Origin of the sequence: Thalassospira alkalitolerans (assembly GCF_002115745.1) — a bacterium.
Classification (GTDB): Bacteria; Pseudomonadota; Alphaproteobacteria; order Rhodospirillales; family Thalassospiraceae; genus Thalassospira; species Thalassospira alkalitolerans.
The window spans coordinates 19,368-41,163 of the sequence record NZ_JFKB01000013.1 but is presented as its reverse complement, the minus strand read 5'-3'; the positions used below and the strand labels follow the sequence as shown (position 1 = coordinate 41,163).

Sequence of the window (21,796 nt, the reverse complement as noted above, 5' to 3'; positions counted from 1 at the left end):
GGCGGGTGCACATAAAGGCAAAGCTGCCGAACGATGTAAACACGTTGCGCCCGCAACGGAGCTTACTGTTCGGCAGCTTTTTTTTGTTTTGGGTCAAGGAATGGATACGAAACGATGCGTTCATTGAAATTTTCTCGCCGTACCCTGCTTGCTGCAACAGCATCCTTCATGCTTGCGGCTGGCTTTGCTCTTCCGGCCAGCGCCGAAATGCTCGACGTTGAAAAAGACGAACTTAAATTCGGCTTTATCAAGCTGACCGATATGGCCCCGCTTGCCATTGCGTATGAAAAAGGCTTTTTCGAAGACGAAGGTCTTTATGTCACCCTTGAACCGCAAGCCAACTGGAAGGTTCTGTTGGACCGGGTAATCACCGGCGAGCTTGACGGCGCACATATGCTGGCCGGACAACCGCTTGCCGCGACAATCGGCTTTGGCACCAAAGCCCACATCGTGACCCCGTTCTCGATGGATTTGAATGGCAACGGCATTACCGTTTCCAACGAAGTCTGGGAAATGATGAAACCGCATATCCCGGTTGGCGCCGATGGCAAACCGGTACACCCGATCAAGGCCGACGCGCTGAAACCGGTTATCGATAAATTCAAGGCCGACGGCAAGCCGTTTAATATGGGCATGGTCTTCCCGGTATCGACCCACAATTACGAATTGCGTTATTGGCTGGCATCGGGCGGCATTCACCCCGGCTTCTATTCCGACACCGATATTTCGGGCCAGATCAAGGCCGATGCCATGCTGTCGGTGACACCACCGCCCCAGATGCCGGCAACCCTTGAAGCCGGCACCATCAACGGATATTGCGTTGGCGAACCATGGAACCAGCAGGCCGTCTTCAAAGGTATTGGCGTTCCGGTCATCACCGATTACGAAATCTGGAAGAACAACCCGGAAAAGGTCTTTGGCCTGACCGAACAGTTTGTTGAAGAAAACCCCAACACCACACTGGCCCTGACCAAGGCACTGATCCGGGCGGCAGAGTGGCTTGACGAAAACAACAACGCCAACCGCATGGAAGCCGTCGAAATCCTGTCCCGCCCGGAATATGTCGGCGCCGACAAGGAAGTAATCGCCAATTCCATGACCGGCACCTTTGAATACGAAAAAGGTGACACACGCGACGTCCCGGATTTCAATGTGTTCTTCCGCTATTATGCGACCTATCCGTATTATTCGGATGCCATCTGGTATTTGACCCAGATGCGTCGCTGGGGCCAGATCACCGATCACAAGGATGATAGCTGGTACGCCGAAACCGCCAAATCAGTTTACCGCCCGGACATCTACCTTAAAGCGGCAAAACTGCTTGTCGAAGACGGCGAAGCCGCCGAAGCAGACTTCCCGTGGGATAGCGACGGCTACCGCGAACCAACACCGGCCGCCGACATCATTGACGGCGTCACCTATGACGGCAAACAGCCCAACGCCTATATCAACTCGCTTGCCATCGGCCTGAAATCCAATCAGGTGGTCAAAGGCAACGAGGTTGCTGGCAGCTAACACCCATTTGGACGATGCAGGCCGCCCCGCATGGACGGCCTGCACCTGTTTTCCCGCACTGCAAGGAACCCAAAGATGTCCAATGCGACAGAAACTCTTTCATCCCCGGCATCGGCCCCGCGTCGCGAAAAGGTCTTTGCCGCAATCAACAAGGCCAGCAGTTGGCTTGATGCGCTGGGATTGTCCTGGTTAACGCCGATGCTGAAAATGGCCGCAGGTGACAATCCGCGCGAACAGCTTGGCGAACTCAAGCGTGTTTTGGTGATCCCGCTTTTGGGCATTGGACTGTTTCTGTTGGCCTGGGGTGTCCTTGCCCCAAAAGTCCAGACATCACTGGGCGCCATCCCCGGCCCGGTACAGGTTTGGGAACAAACCACCAATCTTTGGGCCGATCATCTACGCGAGCGTAAAAAGGCCGATGCCTTTTACGAAAGACAGGATGTTCGCAACGCCAAATTCGTTGCCGAAGGCAAACCTGACAAGGTGAAGTACCGCACCTACACCGGCAAGCCGACCTATATCGATCAGATCATCACATCATTGTTCACGGTTGGCCTTGGCTTTGTCATTGCCACGGTAATTGCCGTGCCACTGGGCATTGCATCGGGACTATCCAAGGCTGTCAACGGCGCGATCAATCCGTTGATCCAGCTTTTCAAACCGGTTTCACCGCTGGCGTGGCTTCCGATTGTGACCATGATTGTTTCGGCTGTTTACGTCGATGTGAATGACTTTTTCCCGAAATCCCTGGTGATTTCTGCCGTAACCGTCACGCTTTGTTCGCTTTGGCCGACCCTGATCAATACCGCCCTTGGCGTCGCGTCCATTGACAAGGATCTGATGAATGTCGGCCGTGTCTTGCAACTTCCGACCATGAAAACCATTACCAAACTGGTCCTGCCATCCTCATTACCTCTGATCTTTACAGGCCTACGCCTGTCACTGGGCGTTGGCTGGATGGTGCTGATCGCCGCAGAAATGCTGGCGCAAAACCCCGGCCTCGGCAAATTCGTCTGGGATGAATTCCAGAACGGATCGTCACAGTCGCTTGCCAAAATCATGGTCGCGGTTTTGACCATCGGGATTGTCGGCTTTATGCTGGATCGCCTGATGTATGCATTACAGCGTGCCTTTACCTTCTCGGCCAACCGTTAAGGGGACGAAGAAATGGCATTTCTGGAAATTTCCGCCCTGTCCAAACATTATGGCGAGGGTAAAAACCGCACCGACGTTCTGTCAGACATCAACCTTAAGGTCGAAGAAGGCGAATTCATTGCGATTGTCGGCTTTTCCGGCTCGGGGAAAACCACACTGATCTCGGCCCTTGCCGGATTGATCACGCCCGATCAGGGCGGCGTGATTTTCAAAGGCAAGGAAATCGACGGCCCCGGCCCGGAACGCGGCGTTGTGTTCCAGTCCTATTCGCTGATGCCCTGGCTTTCGGTTTACGGCAACGTTCAACTTGCCGTGGACAGCGTGCTGAAACATAAATCCCGCGCGGAACGCAAGGAAGTGGCTGAAAAATACATCGCCATGGTTGGCCTTGCCCATGCCAGCGACCGCAAGCCCGCCGAACTTTCCGGCGGGATGCGCCAGCGCGTTGCCGTTGCCCGCGCCCTTGCGATGCAACCCGAACTTCTGTTGCTGGACGAGCCCCTTTCGGCCCTTGATGCGCTGACCCGTGCCAAATTGCAGGATGAATTTGCCGCCATCTGTGAACAGGAAAAAAAGACCATCATCCTGATCACCAATGATGTCGACGAAGCCATCCTTTTGGCGGATCGGATCATTCCATTAAAACCCGGCCCCAAGGCAACATTGGGACCAGAATTTCAGGTCACGCTTGCACGCCCGCGCGACCGTGCGGAAATGAACAGCGATGCCGAATTCATCGAATTGCGCGCAGCCATTACCGACTATCTGATGACGGTTGGCGAAGCGCGCGGTACACAGACAGAACGCGAAATCAATCTGCCCAATATCGTTCCGATCACCCAGAAAGCCGCAAACCAAACCACAAAACCAGATAAAGCGCCGCCTGCTGCCTATCAGAAGGAAACCCAATCCGACGCGACGGAAGGCTTCCTTAAATTCAGCGGCATCAGCAAGGTTTACCCAACCGCCAAAGGTCCGCTAACCGTGGTTGACGGGTTTGACTTGTCGATGAACAAGGGTGAATTCATCACCCTGATCGGGCATTCCGGCTGCGGCAAATCCACAGTGCTTTCGATGGTATCAGGCCTGAACGAAATCAGCGATGGCATCATCACCCTTGATAACAACCAGATCACCAAGGCCGGCCCGGACAAAGCCGTGGTATTTCAGGCACCATCACTTTTGCCTTGGCTAAGTGCCTATGAAAATGTCGAACTTGGTGTGGAACAGGTTTATCCCCACGCCGCAAGTTCCGAGCGTCGCGACATTATCGAATATTATCTTGAACGCGTTGGACTTGGTGACAGCATGAAAAAGCTGGCGAACGACCTTTCCAATGGCATGAAACAGCGTGTCGGCATTGCACGCGCCTTTGCATTGTCGCCAAAGCTTCTTTTGCTTGATGAACCGTTTGGCATGCTGGATTCCCTGACACGCTGGGAATTGCAGGACGTACTTATGGATGTTTGGAAACGGACTCAGGTCACAGCGATCTGTGTCACTCATGATGTCGACGAGGCAATTTTACTGGCCGACCGGGTGGTGATGATGTCCAACGGGCCACGGGCAAAAATCGGCAATATCATGAAAGTCGACCTGCCCCGTCCGCGTTCGCGCAAGGCGCTTTTGGATCATCCGGATTACTATGCCTATCGCGAGGAACTGCTGGAGTTTCTTGAAGCCTATGAAGGCGGCGCCAATCCCAGCGAAGCACAGCTTCAATCCATCACACAAAAGCGCACCGAACGCGTTGCCCGGCAACACAGCGCAGAGGCCAGCCCCCTGCACCCGGCGCAAGACCACGAAACCGCCATCGCCGCGGCCCAGTAACAACGGCCCCAGCAATCCTGATAAAGCAAAACGGCATGCCCCATCAGGAGCATGCCGTTTTGCTTTGTCATTCTGTTTCGGGCAGTGCACCCCAACCAATTCCACTGCCTTGCCATGGCCATCCACAGCAGCAAGACCGAAATGATCAGGTGTCCGACGCCACCACCCGGTCCGCCGCCCCCGCCGCAGCAATGGGGGCCGCATTGCGCATGTCAAAAGTACTGTTATCAAGAAACGCATCAGCCCCGACAAGTGCGCGATCCGCAGCATCGTTTAATCCTTCGACCCGCCAATCATCACGCGGCAAGGCGACATCAAGCCCCGCCACCGCGCGGCGATAAAGATCCGGGCGATAGATTTCCGATATGACCGCGTTAAAGTCGACCGAGGCATCAACCTGCCCCCATCGCTGCATCTGGCGACCAACCCAAGCCCCCTGTGACAGCCAGGGGAAGGTCGCGGTATAGCGATAAAACACATGCCGATCTGGCGCATCAATGGGATTACCACCTGGCTTAAGAATCGGACGCCCCAACAAAGACGCACGCAGAATATCAAAAGATGCCCCGACATGATTTTCATCGGACAACAATTGCGCCAGCTCGGTACGGTTTTCAGGCTGATCTGCCCATTCAGCGGAACGCACCAGTGCACGCACCAATGCATCAACCGTATCGGGATTGGAAAGCGCCCAGTCTTCGCGCACACCCAAAACCTTTTCCGGACTGCGCGACCAGATATCATCCTTTAGCGCAACAATTGCCCCGTCCCCATGAAAAACAGCCCGCTGGTTCCAAGGTTCACCAACACAATAGCCATCGACCCAGCCATTGCGCAGACTGTCAAACATCCGCGGCGGCGCGATCACCCCGATATTGACGTCGTTATCAGGATCAATTCCGCTCGACGCCATCCAATAGCGCAATTCATAATTATGGCTTGAGAACGGAAATACCGTTGCAAAAGACATGATGGGGCGACCCGCGGCACGGTCTTCGTCAATCACCTTTTTCAGCGCCCGCGCCGACAGTCCGCGCGGGCCGTGCATGGCAGCCGGATCCGCTTCGAGCATGCGTTGATAAAGACGGATCGATACCGTGATCGCATTCCCGCCCCGACCAAGCGCCATCGGCACAACCAGACGCTGTGCAGGCACCCCGCCAAGACCAAGACGCGATGCCAATGGAATACCAGCCAAAAGATGGGCCGCATCAAAAACACCATAAGACAATTTGTCGCGGATCGCCGCCCAGGACATTTCCCGGGTCAGGGTCAGATCAATATTTTCTTCCTCGGCAAAGCCCTTGGTGCGCGCAACAACCGGCAAAGCACAATCCACAAGCGGCACAAAGCCAAGTCGTACCTGTTTTAGAGGCATGCGTTAGAACTCCAACTGAAAAGCCGTGATGACGCTTTGCGCAATCTCATAAATCTTGCGGTTCTGTTTCATGGCGTTTTTGCGCAGCAGGTTATAGGCATCCTCTTCGGACAGTCCCTTTTCCTGCATCAGAAGCCCTTTTGCCCGGTCGATCAATTTGCGCTCGCTAAGCTTGGCCTTGGCCTCGTCACGTTCCCGCCGAAGCTGATCAAATGCACCGAAACGCGAAATGGCCATCTCGACGATGGGCCGGATGCGATCCTGACGCAAACCATCAACGACATAGGCACTGACCCCGGCCTCCACGGCCTCGCGGATCATATTATGATCACTTTGGTCGACAAACATTGCAATCGGGCGTGCAATGGCACGAGACACCTGAAACATCTGCTCCAGCGTATCGCGATCCGGATTTTCAAGATCAATGATGATGATATCTGGGGCCAGGGCCTGAATACGCTCGACCAGATTGAATGACGTCCCGATACGACTGACGCGGGCATAGCCGCCCTCGACAAGGCCGCGCTCGACAATGGCAGCGCGGTCGGGGTTTTCATCGATCACCAGAATATTGAAGTCTTCTTGCTTCATTTAAATCAGATCCCTGACGATCAAGGTCTCTCTCCTATTTGTTCTTTTTTGACCCGGGCCTTGATGACCCGGTGCCATCGCGGGATGCGACAAATGCCGCATCCCGGCAAAATCAATTGTTATTCCGCCGGTACGGCCTGTGCCCCCGAAAGCGCACCGTTGCGTTCCAGCATGGCCTTTTCAAAACGCGCTTTTTCTTCGGCAACAGTTGCTTCGGAAAAACGCACGGCAAGGGCGGCAAAGGAACAGATAATCACAGCAAAGCCCAGATACATCAGGCCTTCCTGATAGGTCAAAGCCTCGGATTTGAATAAAAAGCCTGCGGCAACTGCACCGGCATTGCCCCCCGCACCAACGATACCGGCGACCGAGCCCAGCGCCTTTCGGTTAATGAACGGGACAATCCCAAAGGTAGCCCCCTCGGACATCTGCACAAACAACGAGAAGACCACCATCATCGACACGGCGATCAGCAATGCATCCATCATTGAAAATGCCACAAGCGCGATACCTTCGATGAACAGCGTCAGGAACAGGAACCTCACACGACCCGACAGACCGCTTTTGGCAGCAAACTTGTCAGAAAACGCCCCGCCCAATGTCCGGGCAAAAATATTCATCAAGCCAAACAACCCGGCAATCAAACCGGCGGTCTGCAAACTCAGTTCGAACCGATCAAAGAAATAGATCGCCGCAATGTTATTGATGGTCAGTTCAACACCGAAACATGCGCCGTAAACCAGAAACAGTGCCCAAACACGAAAATCCCCGGCCGCAGCCAGCATTCCCTTGGTCACGCCTGCATGGTCATCTTCGGGGGGCAACGCACCACTGTTGCGCATGTCGGCAAAGTTCCCATCTGGCGCATCCGTGGTGAAGAACCAGTAGAGAACAGCGACCACCAGCATGATCACACCGGGGAAAACCATTGCCAGACGCCAGCCCATGGTTTCCACAACCCCGAAACCAAGCACCATGGCAAGGATCAATGGCATCACCATCTGGGTCACACCACCGCCAAGGTTGCCCCAGCCCGCCGTTGTGGCATTAGCCGTGCCAACAACATTTGGCGCAAACATGGTCGAGGTATGATACTGCGTGATCACAAATGACGCACCGATCGACCCAATGGCCAGACGCGCCAAAAGGAAGGTTTCATAACTGTCGGCAAGGCCGATCAGCATGACAGGCAGCGACCCCATCACAAGAAGCCCGGTATAGGTTTTGCGCGGCCCGATCTTGTCACAAAGCGGACCGATCAAAAGGCGGACAAGAACGGTAATTGCGACAGACGCAATAATGGTATTGCCGATTTCCCCCTTGGTCAGACCAAGGTCATCCCGCACCAGCGGCATCAACGGCGCAATACCGAACCAGCCAAAAAAGCACAGAAAGAAGGCAAGCCAGGTCAGATGAAATGTCCGCATTTGAACAGTCTTGAGACTGAACAGATTGATGCGCGGCGCCTTGTTCTTGATTTCCATAACAATGAAGCCCTTCGTTTGGGTCGTGCGAACGTAAAGTTTCCCAAGTGTTGCGACCGACGGTTATTCCCCACGGACCGCACGCTTCATCAGTTGGATTGCGCTGGCGGCCCGTCATTCGATACGATCAAGGCTGCACCTTTGCGATGCGCCAGGATCAAACGTCTGATCGCCCGCCATTGGACGAAGAACAGCAAGACACCCATCATTGGGTCTGCCCAAAAGAGACAGCTCACTTAACTATGGACAGGTGCAAACGGTGCGCCAATTTTTCGCACCGCGGAATTTTTCAAGTAATCACCTGAAATAACGAGATTTTCCGCAACCGCAGGTGCACAAACGCAAACTTAACAACCGATACAAACCGATATTTTGTTCATTTTTTAATCCCCACGCCCCTTGTGTGTATATTTTTTAATCAATAAATGATCACACATAATTTACGTGCAGATTTCACCATTGGAAATCCGGTTCAAAATCAGGGACTTGAAAGTTTTCCGCACCACGCCGCAATTCTGGCACGCAACTTGTATAGTAAAAGGCAAGAGCGCGGGCAAGGTCGCCTGCTGCACCGGCAGAAATGCCAAATCTATATATAGAATCCAATGGCGGGTTCACCGGATAACGACGTCCGTTGCGAGATTGCTTTTTTGTAAGGCAGTGCGCATCGGGCGTTTTTTTTTGCCATTTCGCTTCCCGCGACCAGGAGCCAGAGACAAATGAACCACGTCCCTGCTGCACTTACCAAAAAACCCCGTCTTGTCGTTATCGGCAACGGCATGGCCGGCATGCGCACCGTCGAGGAAATCCTCGGTCGCGCTCCGGATAAATACGAGATCACCGTTTTCGGCGCAGAACCCCGTGTTAATTACAATCGCATCATGCTTTCGCCGCTTCTGTCGGGCGAAAAGGAATTTGACGATATCGTCATCAACACGCACGAATGGTATCAGGAAAACCGCATTCACCTGTTTTCTGGCGATCCTGTGATCAAAATCGATCGCGACCGCAAAGTTGTCGTATCCAAAAGCGGTTCTGAGACGGCCTATGACCAGCTTTTGCTCGCCACTGGTTCCGACCCGATCATCATCCCGGTTCCCGGTTACAAACTTTCCGGTGTTGTGACGTTCCGCGACGTTGATGATGTCGATATCATGCTGAAAGTCGCCGAAAATGGTGGCCCTGCAGTGGTTATCGGCGGCGGGCTTTTGGGCCTTGAAGCTGCCGTTGGCCTGCAAGCACGCGGCATGACGGTGACGGTTCTTCATCTTGCCGGTCATGTCATGGAACGCCAGCTTGATCCATCGGCGGGCTATCTTCTGGCGCAGGAACTTGGCCGTCGCGGTATTGATGTAATTACCGAGGCCGATACCGCCGAAATCATAGGTACGGAGTGCGTCACAGGTGTTCGTTTAAAAGACGGGCGCATGATCCCGGCTGATCTGGTGGTTATGGCCGTTGGCATCCGTCCGAACGGACGCCTTGGCGCCGATGCCGGCCTTACCGTTGAACGCGGCATTGTTGTTGACGACGTTATGACCACCAGCGATCCCGACGTTTTCGCCGTTGGCGAATGCGTACAGCATCGCGGCCAGTGCTATGGCCTTGTCGCCCCACTGTTTGAAATGGCAAAATCCTGTGCGGATCATCTGGCTGAAATCCAGACCGATGGCTATGCCGGTTCGGTCACATCGACCAAACTAAAAGTCACCGGTGTTGACGTCTTTTCCGCCGGTGATTTTTCCGGCGGCGGCGAGACCGAGGAAATCGTGTTCCGCGATGCCGGGCGTGGCGTTTACAAACGCATCGTTCTGGAAGACGGCAAGATCAAAGGTGCGGTCCTTTATGGCGACACATCCGATGGCGGCTGGTATTTCCAGTTAATCAAGGATGGTCAGGACGTTACCGAACTGCGCGATACCCTTGCCTTTGGCCAGGCTTTTGCCGGAGGTGCCGCTGGAAACCCGCTTGATGCCGTTGCCGCCCTGCCAGATGACGCAGAGATTTGTGGCTGCAACGGCATTTGCAAAGGAACCATCGTATCGGCCATCACCGAAAAGGGCCTGACCACGCTTGACGAGGTCAAGGGACACACCAAAGCATCCGCATCATGCGGTTCCTGTTCGGGGCTGGTTGAAAACCTTCTGGCCGCAACGCTTGGCGGTGATTACGAAGTTGCGGCTGTCAAACCGATCTGTACCTGCACCGATCACGATCATGACAGTGTCCGACGCCTGATCAAGGCCAAGGATATGAAATCCATGCCCGCCGTGATGCAGGAACTGGAATGGAAATCATCGGATGGTTGCCATATTTGCCGTCCGGCATTGAACTATTACCTGTTGGCAGCATGGCCCAATGAATATGCCGATCATGGCGCATCGCGCTTTATCAATGAACGTGTTCACGCCAACATCCAAAAAGACGGCACCTATTCCGTGGTCCCGCGTATGTGGGGTGGTTTGACCAATCCGCGTGAATTGCGCGCCATTGCCGATGTTGCCGACAAATTCGAGATCCCGACGGTTAAGGTTACTGGCGGTCAGCGTATTGACCTTTTGGGCGTTAAAAAAGAAGATCTTCCGGGTGTCTGGGCCGATTTGAACGCGGCCGGGATGGTTTCGGGTCACGCCTATGGCAAGTCATTGCGCACGGTCAAAACCTGTGTCGGGCAAGAATGGTGCCGGTTCGGCACCCAAATGTCGCTGAGCATGGGGGTCGAACTTGAAAAAATGACATGGGGCTCCTGGATGCCGCACAAATTCAAGATGGCGGTCTCAGGATGCCCGCGCAACTGCGCCGAAGCCACGATCAAGGACTTTGGCATCATCGCAACCGATGGCGGATGGGATCTGCATGTCGGCGGGAATGGCGGCATTCATCTGCGCGGCACCGAGCTTTTATGCAAGGTCACAACCGGTGACGAGGTCAAGGAATATTGCGGTGCCTTTATCCAGCTTTACCGCGAAGAAGCGCGTTATCTTGAACGCACAGCACCTTGGATCGAACGGATTGGTTTGAAACACGTTCAGGAACGTGTGGTGGATGATGCGCAAAACCGTGTCGCCCTGTTTAACCGGTTTATCGAAAGCCAGAAAACAGCACAGATTGATCCATGGGCAGAACGCGCCAGCAAGGCCGTTGATGCGCATGAATTCAAATCCCTTTCCCTGGTCGCGGCGGAGTAACGGCAATGACACATATCGTAAACTGGGTAAATGTCGGACCAATCGCCAATATCCCGCGCCAAGGTGCACGCACCTTGCAAACAGAAACCGACCGCATTGCGATTTTCAAAACCCTTGATGATCAGGTCTTTGCCTTGCTGGATCGTTGCCCGCACAAGGATGGCCCGCTTGCACAGGGGATTGTTCATGGTCATTTCGTGACCTGCCCGCTTCATAACATGGTGTTCTCGCTAGAAACCGGCGAGGCACAGGGCCTTGATGACGGATGCGCGGCCAAAGTTGAAATTCGTCTGATTGACGGCTCGGTTCATGTTGGACTGACGGCCGAACAAATCGGATTGCGCCATGCGGGGTGAGGTTAAAACCACTTGTCCCTATTGCGGGGTTGGCTGTGGCTTGATCGTGTCACCGGCACGCGATGGCTGGGCTGTTGGCGGCGATCCAGATCACCCGGCCAATTTGGGGCGCATTTGTTCCAAGGGTGCGGCATTGATCGACACCATTACGGCGGAAATGAACCGCGATTTTCGCCTGCTAAAACCCGAAGTCGACGGCAAAACCGTCGACTGGCCGACCGCGACACGCGAAACCGCGGACCGTCTGCGCGCTACCATTGAACAACACGGGCCAAAATCGGTGGCGTTTTATGTCTCAGGTCAGCTGTTGACCGAAGATTATTATATCGCCAACAAGCTGATCAAAGGCTTTATCGGGTCGCCCCATATCGATACCAATTCGCGGCTTTGCATGGCATCAACCGTGGTTGGCCACAAACGCGCCTTTGGCGCGGATGTTGTTCCGGGTTGCTACGAAGACCTTGAAATTGCCGATCTTGTCATATTGACCGGATCAAACCTTGCATGGTGCCACCCGGTATTGAACCAGCGTTTACGCATGGCCAAGGAAAAGCACGGCACCAAAATCGTCGTAATCGATCCGCGCAAGACGGCAAGTTGTGATATCGCCGATCTGCATCTGCCGATCAAACCGGGCAGCGACGTTGCCCTGTTTAACGGGTTGCTGGCTTGGCTTGATCAAAATGGCCACACCGACCTTAAATATATCGCCCGCCACGTCAGTGGCTATGAAGCAGCCGTCGCAGAAGCCCGTGCCGATTGCCCCGATATAGCAAGCACTGCAAAAAAATGCGGCCTCGATTACCCTGCCGGGATCAACGAGCACAGTAATGAAGATGGCTCGGGTCTGGGGAAACTGGAAACGTTCTTTGGCTGGTTTGCCGCGTTTGATCGCACCGTCACGGTGTTTTCACAAGGCGTGAACCAGTCCAGCAGCGGCTCGGACAAGGTCAATGCAATCATCAACACCCATCTGGCAACCGGACGGGTCGGCAAACCGGGATCAAGCCCGTTTTCCGTCACCGGACAGCCAAATGCCATGGGCGGGCGCGAAGTTGGCGGCCTTGCCAATCAGCTTGCCGCCCACATGGACCCGAACGATGTTAACGATGTTGACAGGGTCAAACGATTTTGGAAATCCGACATTCTTGAACCGGGCGAAGGATACAAGGCCGTCGATATGTTCCGCGCCATTGAAACCGGCAAGATCAAAGCCGTCTGGGTCATGGCGACCAATCCCGCCGTCAGCATGCCGGATGCGGACCGAGTGCGTCTTGCCCTGTCGCGGTGCCCGCTTGTCATTGTTTCCGATACGGTCAACGATACCGACACGCTGCGCTATGCCCATATCAAATTGCCCGCCGCGGGCTGGGCCGAGAAATCCGGCACGGTAACCAATTCTGAACGCTGCATTTCGCGCCAGCGCCCGTTCCGCGACCTTCAGGGGGATGCCAAACCCGATTGGTGGATCATGACCCAGATCGCGCAGGCCATGGGATATGGCAAGGCGTTCAAATACCATGACCCGGCCGAAATTTTTGCCGAACATGCCGCTCTGTCAGAATTCGAAAACGAAGGCCTGCGGGCCTTTGACATCGGACAATGGCACAAGGCAAAGAAACCGGCCTATGACGCAATGACACCGTTCCAATGGCCTGCATCCCGCAAAAACCAGCCTGCGGGTGGTGCAGAACGCCTTTATGGCAATGGCATCTTTACCACATCAAATGGCCGCGCGCGCATGCTGGCGGTACAACAGACCGCACCACTTTCGCAGACCAACAAGGAATTTCCGCTGGTCGCGAACAGCGGGCGGTATCGCGATCAATGGCACACGATGACCCGCACCGGCACGGCGGCACGGCTTTCGGCCCACCGCCCCGAACCGTTACTTGAACTCAACATCTGTGATGCAAAACGATACAAGCTTATCGATGGTGGGCTTGCACGGATCAAAAGCCCGCAGGGAACGGCATTGATGCGGGTATCGATATCCGATGCCCAGGCACCCGGCGACGTCTTTATGCCAATGCACTGGAATGATGTCTTTTCATCGGCTGGCGGGATTGGTCGATTATTACCGGCCAATGTTGATCCATATTCAGGCCAGCCCGAAAGCAAATATATCCCGGTTTCGGTTGAACCGTTTGAACCGCTTTGGCAGGGATTGCTGTTTTCCAATACGCCGGTTGATCTTTCCAATCAGCCCTATTGGGTGGCGGCAACCGGCCCGGGTTGCATGATTTATGAAATCGCAGGCGATCAACCCTGTCTGTTCAAATCAATGCTGCCCGTTGCCGCCAATTCAGACAGCGACGCCGGTCCCGAACAGATCATTGAATACAATGACGGGAAAAAAGGCGTTCATCGCTATGCCCGCATGCGCAAGGATCGTATCACCGGGGCGCTTTTTGTCGGCCCGGATCGCCCGGCACTTGGCCGGGACTGGATATCGGGATTGCTGGGTACTGATGCGATCAGCGGCCCGGAACGCATTGCGCTTTTGGCTGGCCGCATGCCCGATGCCCGGGCAATCAATGATCGATTGATCTGTTCGTGTTTCTCGGTCGGGCTGGCGGCGATCACGCGTGCTATTCATGAACAGAATGCGGTCAGCACGACCGATATCGGACGCCTGCTTCAGGCCGGAACCGGATGTGGATCGTGCCTGTCAGAACTCAAGGAGATTCTTGATGACGCATTACCACGCGCCGCAGAATAGCGCGCACAAACCAATAGATCCGAACCCGGCAGACATTTCTGCTGATCAACTGCCATTGAATGCAAAGGCAAAGGAAACCTTTCCCTATTTTCCGGCCTTTATCAATGTTACCGGCAAAAAGGTGGTTGTTCTTGGTGGCGGCGAAGTTGCGGCGGGAAAACTTCGCCTTCTGGTGCGAAGCCAGGCCGATATAACGGTTATTTCCCCCGAAATATGCAGCGATATCGCCACCATGCATAACGGCGGAACCATCCACTGGGAACCCGCCCCCTTTGTCGATACCATGCTGAACGGGGCGGTGATGGTTTTTGATGCCACAGATGACATGCATCTGACACGCCGGGTAAAGGCAGCGACCAAACCCCGCAATATCTTGTTAAACGTTGTCGATAAAACCGACCATTGCGATTTCATCGTTCCGGCAATCCTTGATCGTGCGCCGGTGATGGTCACGATTTCGACCGGTGGCTGTGCCCCCGCATTGGCGCGCATCATTCGCCAGCGCCTTGAAACCACCCTGCCTGCCTCGATGGCACAACTGGCAAGCCTTGCGCGCAGTGCTCGCAAGCGGGTGGCGGCCCATCTGCCCGACAATGTCGCACGTCAGCGTTTCTGGACCCACTTTTTCCAGAACGGATTACAAGACACCCATCTGACCCAAAGCACCCCCGGCGATATCGACGCCGCCCTGACGCGCTTTATCCCCGAAGGCAGTGCCGCAACCGTGCCCGGTGGTCAAATCCTGCATGCCGATATCAAGGTCGATAATGCCTTTGACCTAGCACACGGCATTGCGCGTGCCATCGAAACATCAGATATCATTTTCCACATGCCGGGCATTGCGCCTGATATCCTTGGCCTTGCCAGACGCGATGCCACGGTGATTGAACTTGAAACTGACGATACCGCCGATATTGACGATGATGCGCGTGAACGCCTGAAACATCAGGCCACGTTCTTTGCCCGACAAGGTAGCAACATTACCTGTCTGTATCGTGCGGTGAGTTAAGCCAACGAAATCATCCCTAACGTTTCAGGAACTTTGCCAAGCCGTCCATCGCCTTGTGAATGCGACCCTCGGAGACGGCATAGCATGCACGAATATGCCCTGCCCCTTCGGGACCGAAGGCCTCGCCCGGGGCCAGACCGATGCCCTTGGACAGCAACAAATCCTTGGCGAAAGCAAGTGTATCGTCAACGCCCTCGACCCGGAAAAACGCATAAAATGCCCCATCCGCCCGGGGAAGATGGATGCGGTTCATATCACGCAACCGTTCAATGATTGCCGCCCGGGCGCGTTGATATCGAGCGCGGGATTGGGCAACGAAATCTTCGCCCTGTGTTACCGCTGCAATGCCAGCCTGTTGCACGAAACCGGCCGGGCAAGACACATTGAATTCCATCAGCTTTTCAAGTTGATCGCCAACACCACAGGGTGCGGTAATCCAGCCCAGCCGCCAGCCGGTCATCGCCCAGCTTTTGGAAAAGCTGTTGATCACCATGATCCGCGTGTCATCAGTCACATAGGGCACAAAGGATGGTGCCGCCTCGGAACCATCATAAATCAACCGAGCATAAACCTCGTCCGCGATTAGCCATATCCCGCGTTCGGTGGCAAATTCAACCAGACGTTTCTGATCGTCGGCGGGCATCACCCAGCCGGTCGGGTTATTGGGCGAATTGATCAGGATTGCGCGTGTATCGGGCGTACAGGCCGTGATCAATTCATCAATATCAAGCTGCCAGCCGATATCCCCGGCTTTACCAACGCGTAAAGGAACCGTGGCAACATGTGCCCCTAAAACCTTTGGCATGGCTACGATATTTGGCCAGATCGGTGCTGTCGTCACCAATCTGTCACCTGCTTTCAGGATCGATTGCATCGCAATCATCAGGGCATTCAACCCCGATACCGTCACAGTAATATTGCCCGCCGCAAGTGAGGTGCCATAAAGACGATTACCATAATCGGCCAGCGCATCGCGCAACGGCGTAATACCGCGATTGGGCTGATAGAATGTATCGCCTGCTTCCAGTGCGGCAATCGCCGCCTTGCGAATGAATTCGGGGGTTGGTTGGTCCGGCTCGCCAAACCACAACGGCACAATATTGTCACGCCCCATGCCAAGATGGGCGACCTCGCGGATCAGCGACGCCCCGATATCGCGGACATCATCCCGAATACCGTTTAGGGCAAAGGATGACGTTGTAAAAGGCTGGGAAATAGACATATGACAGCGCCCTGATCTTATAGTTTTTCTGTAAACGACAGCCAATCCGGTTTTCCCGCCCACGTCAATCGGACAATTTCAAAACCATACCATCGCGCATGCGTGATTTCCGAAAACACCGTGTTAGGATTATGGTCGCGCCAACAATGATTTAACCGGGAAATGCAATGTTTGATGCCCGCCTGCGCCCCCTGATCGACATCCCGCTAAATGCGATGGCCCGTCGTCTTTCCGGAACTGGAATCACGCCCAATATGATTACCGGGCTTGGCTTTGCAATCGGCTTTCTGGCCGCAACGGCACTTGCCTTTCAGCTTAATCAGATCGCACTGGTCCTGATCCTGCTGAGCCGTTTCATGGATGGTTTGGATGGGGCTGTTGCCCGCCACAGCAAACCACGATCGCGCCATGCCGGATCAAAATCACAGGAAACCGACCTTGGCGGTTATTACGACATTGTCGCCGATTTCCTGTTTTATTCAGGGATCATTCTGGCCTTTGCCATTGGGCGGCCCGAACATGCGTTAATGGCGGCTTTTCTGATCTTTTGTTTTGTCGGAACAGGATCAAGCTTTCTGGCCTATGCTATTATTGCTGCCAAAACCGGCCGCAATCATGAAAAACAGGGGCGGAAAAGTTTCTATTACCTGACCGGCATTACCGAAGGCAGTGAAACCATTTTTGTTCTGATTCTGATTTGCCTGTTTCCACACTGGTTTGACCGGATTGCCGCGATCTTTGGTGTACTGTGCCTGATGACAACAATGGGACGCGTCATGCAGGCACGCCGCGATTTTGGATAACGCCCGGATATCATTTCATTCTTGAACCCGGCATCACCAAACGCCATATCAACTGCACTTGGATACTGCGCCTTTTACGCAATAACAACGAGACAGGCATGAGATTTCCCAAAGCCCTTTATGCATTAGCGATCAGTAGCGTTGTATTATTTGGCTGCGGAGATACCGGCCCGATCAAAATCGGCTTTATCGCAGGCCTGTCCGGCGGGGATGCCGATACAGGAAATGCGTCGCTGAATGCCCTGAAACTTGCCGCGTCCGAAGTCAACAAGACAGGCGGCATCAAAGGACGCACAATCGAAATCATCGCACGCGATGATCAAAAAGACCCGAAAACAGCCCTGGCCGCAATCCGTGAATTTGACCAGCTTGGCATCACCGCAGTTATTGGACCGATCATCAGTTCAATCGGCATGGCAATGCTGCCGGTGATTAACGAACTTGGTATTGTCACCGTTTCACCAACCGTTTCAGCCGCCGAATTCGCGGGCCTGCACGACTACCTTTTCCGCATCAACTCAACGACACGTGATAATGCAACCGCCTATGCCCGGCACAATATTGAAAAAGGCCGCAAGCGTATCGCCCTTGCGCTGGACGGCGAAAACGAAGCATTCACCGAAAGCTGGTATCGGGAATTTCTGCTCGATTTTGACAAGCGGAACGGACGCGTGGTGTCAAAAGTCTGGATCAATACGCCCGAGACTTCGATCGCACTTGCCGCCCGACATCTCTTGGCTGAAGAACCGGATGCAATTGTCCTGATCACCAATGCCGCCGACAGTGCAAAACTGGCACGCGAAATCCGCAAAATCGACAGAAATATTACCCTGTCCGCCGCAGAATGGGCCGGATCAGAACAGTTAATTGAGCTGGGCGGGGATGCCGTCGAAGGAATGGAACTTGTCCAAGCCTATGACCGCTATTCAAACGATACCAAATACAAAAAATTCATCGATGACTATCAACAGATGTTTGGCACCCAGCCGGGTTACACCAGCGTTTTGACCTATGATGCGGCAACAATCCTGTTTGCGGCCCTTGATCATCAAGACCCGAAACAATCGCTTGCCGATGCAATGATCACCCTTCCTCCGCAGCAAGGATTGCAACAAGACCTGATCTTTGACCAGTTTGGTGACGGAAACCGCAATGCCTATTTCGTCCGGATACGAGACGGGAAATTCATTGTTGAATAAACAAAATCCCCGAAAAATCGGGGATTTTTTCTTTTAGCCAAACATCACGATCAGTGATCTGATTCTTCAACGAAATTCTCGGCAAGGCCGGTATCATATTCCAGCCCTTCACGGGTCAGAACGACGCTTGTCGGGAAACCTTCTCGGGCAAGCCCCTTGCGGGCCAAGACCACCCAAACAGCCGGATTGGAAAAACCACTGGCATCACGGGCGGCAACAACAAATTTACCAACATGAACGTGATCACCATGGGCATGGGGAATGCGCAACAAGGTCGCATCACCAGTTGCTTCATCAATCGAACCTGAATTCGGATCCTTGGCAATAATCTGTGCCAGCACAAGCGTGCGCAGTTGCAAGTTATTAAGCTTCAGCGGATTTTTGCGTTGTACCGGCATGATGTCATCCTGATGGTTTGAATGTTGTGGCCACATATCTGTGACTGCGCGCAAATATTCAAGTCCTGATTTGTTGACCGCCTATCCACCCGCCAGCATTTTGCGCAATTTACGATCCCGTTTCAGGTGCCATTCACGGCTCATGGCGTCGCCAAAGGTACGGAACCGTTCAACATAGACAAGCTGCCATTGCCGTCCGCGCGTTGTCTTTGCCCCTTTGCCACTATTATGCGTCATTAATCTGGCTTCAACATCGGTTGACCAGCCAACATAAGTGCGCGGGCGGGGAACATCCCGCTCGCGCAATACATAGACAAAGGTGAAGCTTGCCATATAACAGCCCCGAACCGGTGGCTTAGCCCATGGTCGAATTAAATGCCCCGCCATCCAGCAAGACATTCTGTCCGACCATGAATTTCGCATGCTCGCTGCACATAAATGCGCAGGTCGCCCCGAAATCAATTGGGTCGCCAAAACGCCCGGTCGGCAAACCGGCCTGAGTTTTATTGCGCGCGTCTTCAAGGCTGATCGCCTCGTTTTCCGCACGTTTGGTCATCAAGGCATTAATGCGATCGGTATCATGCTGCCCCGGCAAAAGATTATTCATGATCACCCCGTCTTTGGCGACCTGACGTGCGGTACCGGCAACAAAACCGGTCAGACCGGCACGGGCCGCATTGGACAAGCCCAAATGCGGTATCGGTGATTTGACCGAACCCGACGTGATGTTCACGATCCGGCCCCACCCGCGCGAAATCATCCCCGGCAAAACCGCGGTTGCCAGCAAGATCGGCGTCAGCATGTTGGACTGAACGGCGGCTTCCCATTCGGCTTGTCCCCAATCGGACCATACACCGGGCGGCGGGCCACCGGCATTATTAACCAGAATATCGGGCGCGCCCTGTGCCGCCAGAACCTTATTGCGGCCTTCCTCGGTTGTGATGTCGCAGGCAACTGTCGTCACATTGACGCCAAAGGTATCACGAATATATTCCGCTGTTTCCGCAAGCGGCCCTTCGGAACGCGCATTCAGCGTCAGATCAACACCGGCTTCTGCCAGTTTGATCGCACACCCACGCCCCAGCCCCTTGGACGAAGCACAAACGATGGCCTTACGGCCCTTAATTCCCAGATCCAATGGATCCTCCCATTTTTAAGAATTCAAACAATGGCTGGAATTTAAACCGCGCACCCATCCGGGGTCAAACACCGTTCCACGATCCGGAAGACAATTAAGAGATCCCGCCCCTAGCCCGCAAATACCGCGTCATGCGCCGTTACGAAGGCAACAGCGCGCCCCGATACTTCGTCCGCTGTCAGGCCGGGTTTATAAATCCCCGATCCAAGGCCAAAACCATCGCACCCCGCCTTGGCATAGGTCGCAAAATCATCCGGTCCAACACCACCAACCGCATAAACCGGCATATCTTTTGGCAAAACCGCCCGCATCGCCGAAATCCCCGATGCGCCAATGATGCTGGCAGGGAATATTTTAAGCCCATCCGCCCCGGCCTTGATCGCGGCGAAACATTCGGTCGGAGTCAGCACCCCCGGCCAACTTCCCATACCGACTTCCTTGGTTTTTTTTATCACATCGACATCGCAATTGGGCGACACGATAAATTCACCGCCCGCGTCACGAACGTTCACAACATCCTCGACCGTTAAGACCGTTCCTGCCCCGATCAGGGCCGCATCACCGACTTCTGCCTTCATGATCGCAATGCTTTTAAGCGGCTGCGGGGAATTCAGCGGCACCTCGATCATCGTGATACCGGCATCGACCAGCACACGCGCCATGGATGCCGCTTCATCGGGCTTCACTCCGCGTAAAATAGCAATCAGTTTGCGGTGCGAAACCTTACCTGCTGTGTCGATAATCTGTGAATTGACCGCGGTCGGATATGCCATATTACACCTATGAAACCTTGAAAAATCCAGACACTAAACGCTACTATTTCTTGTGAATAACACGATAAGCAGCACCAAGTCCGGCCAGTGTGATTGATGCACTGTCAACTATGTCAGCATCAACACCATGGACGGCAAGTGCCTTGCGATACAACCCGGCCAGCTTGCCATCGCCAATCAATGCAATCTTTGCCCCCGGCGCCAACATGCTGATCATATCGGCGATTTCAGTTCCGATCACCGTCCCGGAAAGAACCGCAGCACCGGGTTCGTTTGCGACCCTGTCATTCCCCACCAATCCGCTTGCGCGCACCGTAAATAACTTGTGCAAAAACCCGGTTGGTTGGTTCGCGGTTTCGCGGATTGTGGCCTCGAACACGGCATCATCCCAACGGTCATCGACTGAATGACGCAAGATAGATTGGCTGGAAAGCAGGGCAAAAACCTCGCCGCTCATATAGGTGCGAAAGGCACTAATCGTGCCATCAAAAACCCGCGCCCATTTAGAATGGGTTCCTGGCAAACAGACCCAGCCATCAAACCCCGGATGCACTGCCATAAAGCCGACCAACTGAGTTTCTTCACCGCGCATGACATCGGGATCATCAACTTGCTTTAACCCCGGCAAGATTGATACGGCAATACGCCGATCATCAACATCCGGTATGACAGCCTCGGCTGCCAGTTTTGCCGGATGTACAGGCACCGAACAATACGGTGCTTCCAACCACCCCTGTTTGGCCCCGGCCATACCGCAAATGATAACGGGAAGTCGATTTGCGTAACCATCGTCGAGCCAATTTTCGATCAACCCGATCAGAACACTTTCAAAACTAAGCGTTTCATCCGCGGCAATCGCATTCATTCCCTGCGAACTACTCGCCTGGCCGAGGATGTTAGCGCTATCATCCATCGCCCAAACACGAAGGTTCGACGTTCCCCAATCCACGGCAATCCATGCTGGTGAAATTTTATCTGATAATCCGGCCTCTGAAGATCTTGACGTGGTCACCCTGCCCTCATGGATTATTATAT

Annotated in this window: 18 protein-coding genes; 9 read left to right on the top strand and 9 right to left on the bottom strand. The window is 54.2% G+C overall.

All coding sequences use genetic code 11. The annotated features are described in order from the left end of the window. Nucleotides 1-114 precede the first annotated feature (114 nt). The 3 genes from TALK_RS16960 to TALK_RS16950 all read left to right on the top strand — a co-directional run bounded on the left by TALK_RS16960 (nt 115) and on the right by TALK_RS16950 (nt 4,500). Nucleotides 115-1,515 (top strand): CmpA/NrtA family ABC transporter substrate-binding protein, encoded by a 1,401-nt coding sequence (locus TALK_RS16960; protein WP_085620338.1) that lies wholly within the window; start codon nt 115-117, stop codon nt 1,513-1,515. Nucleotides 1,516-1,590: 75 nt separating this feature from the next. Beyond that, a complete protein-coding gene (locus TALK_RS16955) occupies nt 1,591-2,670 on the top strand; it encodes an ABC transporter permease (RefSeq protein WP_085620337.1) in 1,080 nt (359 codons plus the stop codon). Nucleotides 2,671-2,682: 12 nt separating this feature from the next. Further along, complete coding sequence (locus tag TALK_RS16950) at nt 2,683-4,500, top strand: ABC transporter ATP-binding protein (protein ID WP_085620336.1); 1,818 nt, start codon at nt 2,683-2,685, stop codon at nt 4,498-4,500. 145 nt (nt 4,501-4,645) lie between these two features. On the opposite strand, the gene TALK_RS16945 is transcribed toward TALK_RS16950, so the two are convergent. The 3 genes from TALK_RS16945 to TALK_RS16935 form a co-directional block, all read right to left on the bottom strand. Continuing rightward, entirely contained in the window at nt 4,646-5,878 is a 1,233-nt protein-coding gene (locus TALK_RS16945) for a CmpA/NrtA family ABC transporter substrate-binding protein (protein ID WP_085620335.1), read from the bottom strand. Between the two features lie 3 nt (nt 5,879-5,881). Continuing rightward, entirely contained in the window at nt 5,882-6,469 is a 588-nt protein-coding gene (locus tag TALK_RS16940) for an ANTAR domain-containing response regulator (protein WP_085620334.1), read from the bottom strand. A 119-nt stretch (nt 6,470-6,588) separates the two neighbouring features. Then, the gene (locus TALK_RS16935; RefSeq protein ID WP_245829999.1) at nt 6,589-7,896 is read right to left on the bottom strand and encodes an MFS transporter; all 1,308 of its coding nucleotides are present in this window, start codon (nt 7,894-7,896) and stop codon (nt 6,589-6,591) included. Between the two features lie 776 nt (nt 7,897-8,672). On the opposite strand from TALK_RS16935, the gene nirB reads away from it, so the two are divergent. The 4 genes from nirB to TALK_RS16910 are packed head-to-tail and all read left to right on the top strand — an operon-like array spanning nt 8,673 to nt 15,228. Beyond that, entirely contained in the window at nt 8,673-11,141 is a 2,469-nt protein-coding gene (gene nirB, locus TALK_RS16925; protein ID WP_085620331.1) for a nitrite reductase large subunit NirB, read from the top strand. Nucleotides 11,142-11,146: 5 nt separating this feature from the next. Continuing rightward, nucleotides 11,147-11,497 (top strand): nitrite reductase small subunit NirD, encoded by a 351-nt coding sequence (gene nirD / locus TALK_RS16920; RefSeq protein ID WP_085620330.1) that lies wholly within the window; start codon nt 11,147-11,149, stop codon nt 11,495-11,497. Continuing rightward, on the top strand, nt 11,487-14,219 hold the full coding sequence (locus TALK_RS16915) for a nitrate reductase (protein WP_085620329.1): 2,733 nt from the start codon (nt 11,487-11,489) through the stop codon (nt 14,217-14,219). The genes nirD and TALK_RS16915 overlap by 11 nt, the downstream gene beginning before the upstream one ends. Continuing rightward, nucleotides 14,191-15,228 (top strand): precorrin-2 dehydrogenase/sirohydrochlorin ferrochelatase family protein, encoded by a 1,038-nt coding sequence (locus tag TALK_RS16910; protein ID WP_085620328.1) that lies wholly within the window; start codon nt 14,191-14,193, stop codon nt 15,226-15,228. The genes TALK_RS16915 and TALK_RS16910 overlap by 29 nt, the downstream gene beginning before the upstream one ends. Nucleotides 15,229-15,244: 16 nt before the next feature. On the opposite strand, the gene TALK_RS16905 is transcribed toward TALK_RS16910, so the two are convergent. Then, nucleotides 15,245-16,450 carry a pyridoxal phosphate-dependent aminotransferase gene (locus tag TALK_RS16905; protein ID WP_085620327.1) on the bottom strand — a complete coding sequence of 402 codons (1,206 nt, stop codon included), beginning with the start codon at nt 16,448-16,450 and terminating at the stop codon, nt 15,245-15,247. A 167-nt stretch (nt 16,451-16,617) separates the two neighbouring features. Between TALK_RS16905 and TALK_RS16900 the strand changes: the two genes are divergently transcribed. Both TALK_RS16900 and TALK_RS16895 read left to right on the top strand, forming a co-directional pair. Then, nucleotides 16,618-17,253 carry a CDP-alcohol phosphatidyltransferase family protein gene (locus TALK_RS16900; protein ID WP_085620326.1) on the top strand — a complete coding sequence of 212 codons (636 nt, stop codon included), beginning with the start codon at nt 16,618-16,620 and terminating at the stop codon, nt 17,251-17,253. A 98-nt stretch (nt 17,254-17,351) separates the two neighbouring features. After that, on the top strand, nt 17,352-18,452 hold the full coding sequence (locus TALK_RS16895) for an ABC transporter substrate-binding protein (RefSeq protein ID WP_085620383.1): 1,101 nt from the start codon (nt 17,352-17,354) through the stop codon (nt 18,450-18,452). Nucleotides 18,453-18,502: 50 nt separating this feature from the next. On the opposite strand, the gene TALK_RS16890 is transcribed toward TALK_RS16895, so the two are convergent. From TALK_RS16890 to TALK_RS16870, 5 genes are all read right to left on the bottom strand, one after another. Continuing rightward, nucleotides 18,503-18,850 carry a hypothetical protein gene (locus TALK_RS16890; RefSeq protein WP_085620382.1) on the bottom strand — a complete coding sequence of 116 codons (348 nt, stop codon included), beginning with the start codon at nt 18,848-18,850 and terminating at the stop codon, nt 18,503-18,505. Nucleotides 18,851-18,931: 81 nt separating this feature from the next. Further along, nucleotides 18,932-19,183, bottom strand: coding sequence for a GIY-YIG nuclease family protein (locus tag TALK_RS16885; protein ID WP_085620325.1), 252 nt, complete (start codon nt 19,181-19,183; stop codon nt 18,932-18,934). A gap of 22 nt (nt 19,184-19,205) precedes the next feature. Continuing rightward, nucleotides 19,206-19,988 (bottom strand): SDR family oxidoreductase, encoded by a 783-nt coding sequence (locus TALK_RS16880; protein WP_085620324.1) that lies wholly within the window; start codon nt 19,986-19,988, stop codon nt 19,206-19,208. 110 nt (nt 19,989-20,098) lie between these two features. Further along, nucleotides 20,099-20,761: a 2-dehydro-3-deoxy-6-phosphogalactonate aldolase gene (locus TALK_RS16875; protein WP_085620323.1), complete on the bottom strand. Its 663-nt coding sequence runs from the start codon at nt 20,759-20,761 to the stop codon at nt 20,099-20,101. A 43-nt stretch (nt 20,762-20,804) separates the two neighbouring features. After that, a complete protein-coding gene (locus tag TALK_RS16870) occupies nt 20,805-21,773 on the bottom strand; it encodes a 2-dehydro-3-deoxygalactonokinase (RefSeq protein ID WP_245829997.1) in 969 nt (322 codons plus the stop codon). Nucleotides 21,774-21,796 lie beyond the last annotated feature (23 nt).

Excerpts from the sequence above, each read along its gene's own strand:
- TALK_RS16905 (WP_085620327.1), bottom strand. The coding sequence starts at position 16,450 with ATGTCTATTTCCCAGCCTTTTACAACGTCATCCTTTGCCCTAAACGGT.
- TALK_RS16955 (WP_085620337.1), top strand. The coding sequence starts at position 1,591 with ATGTCCAATGCGACAGAAACTCTTTCATCCCCGGCATCGGCCCCGCGT.
- TALK_RS16940 (WP_085620334.1), bottom strand. The coding sequence starts at position 6,469 with ATGAAGCAAGAAGACTTCAATATTCTGGTGATCGATGAAAACCCCGAC.
- TALK_RS16915 (WP_085620329.1), top strand. The coding sequence starts at position 11,487 with ATGCGGGGTGAGGTTAAAACCACTTGTCCCTATTGCGGGGTTGGCTGT.
- TALK_RS16875 (WP_085620323.1), bottom strand. The coding sequence starts at position 20,761 with ATGGCATATCCGACCGCGGTCAATTCACAGATTATCGACACAGCAGGT.
- TALK_RS16935 (WP_245829999.1), bottom strand. The coding sequence starts at position 7,896 with ATGCGGACATTTCATCTGACCTGGCTTGCCTTCTTTCTGTGCTTTTTT.
- nirD (WP_085620330.1), top strand. The coding sequence starts at position 11,147 with ATGACACATATCGTAAACTGGGTAAATGTCGGACCAATCGCCAATATC.
- TALK_RS16900 (WP_085620326.1), top strand. The coding sequence starts at position 16,618 with ATGTTTGATGCCCGCCTGCGCCCCCTGATCGACATCCCGCTAAATGCG.
- TALK_RS16960 (WP_085620338.1), top strand. The coding sequence starts at position 115 with ATGCGTTCATTGAAATTTTCTCGCCGTACCCTGCTTGCTGCAACAGCA.
- TALK_RS16890 (WP_085620382.1), bottom strand. The coding sequence starts at position 18,850 with ATGCCGGTACAACGCAAAAATCCGCTGAAGCTTAATAACTTGCAACTG.
- TALK_RS16945 (WP_085620335.1), bottom strand. The coding sequence starts at position 5,878 with ATGCCTCTAAAACAGGTACGACTTGGCTTTGTGCCGCTTGTGGATTGT.
- TALK_RS16950 (WP_085620336.1), top strand. The coding sequence starts at position 2,683 with ATGGCATTTCTGGAAATTTCCGCCCTGTCCAAACATTATGGCGAGGGT.
- TALK_RS16910 (WP_085620328.1), top strand. The coding sequence starts at position 14,191 with ATGACGCATTACCACGCGCCGCAGAATAGCGCGCACAAACCAATAGAT.
- TALK_RS16885 (WP_085620325.1), bottom strand. The coding sequence starts at position 19,183 with ATGGCAAGCTTCACCTTTGTCTATGTATTGCGCGAGCGGGATGTTCCC.
- TALK_RS16895 (WP_085620383.1), top strand. The coding sequence starts at position 17,352 with ATGAGATTTCCCAAAGCCCTTTATGCATTAGCGATCAGTAGCGTTGTA.
- nirB (WP_085620331.1), top strand. The coding sequence starts at position 8,673 with ATGAACCACGTCCCTGCTGCACTTACCAAAAAACCCCGTCTTGTCGTT.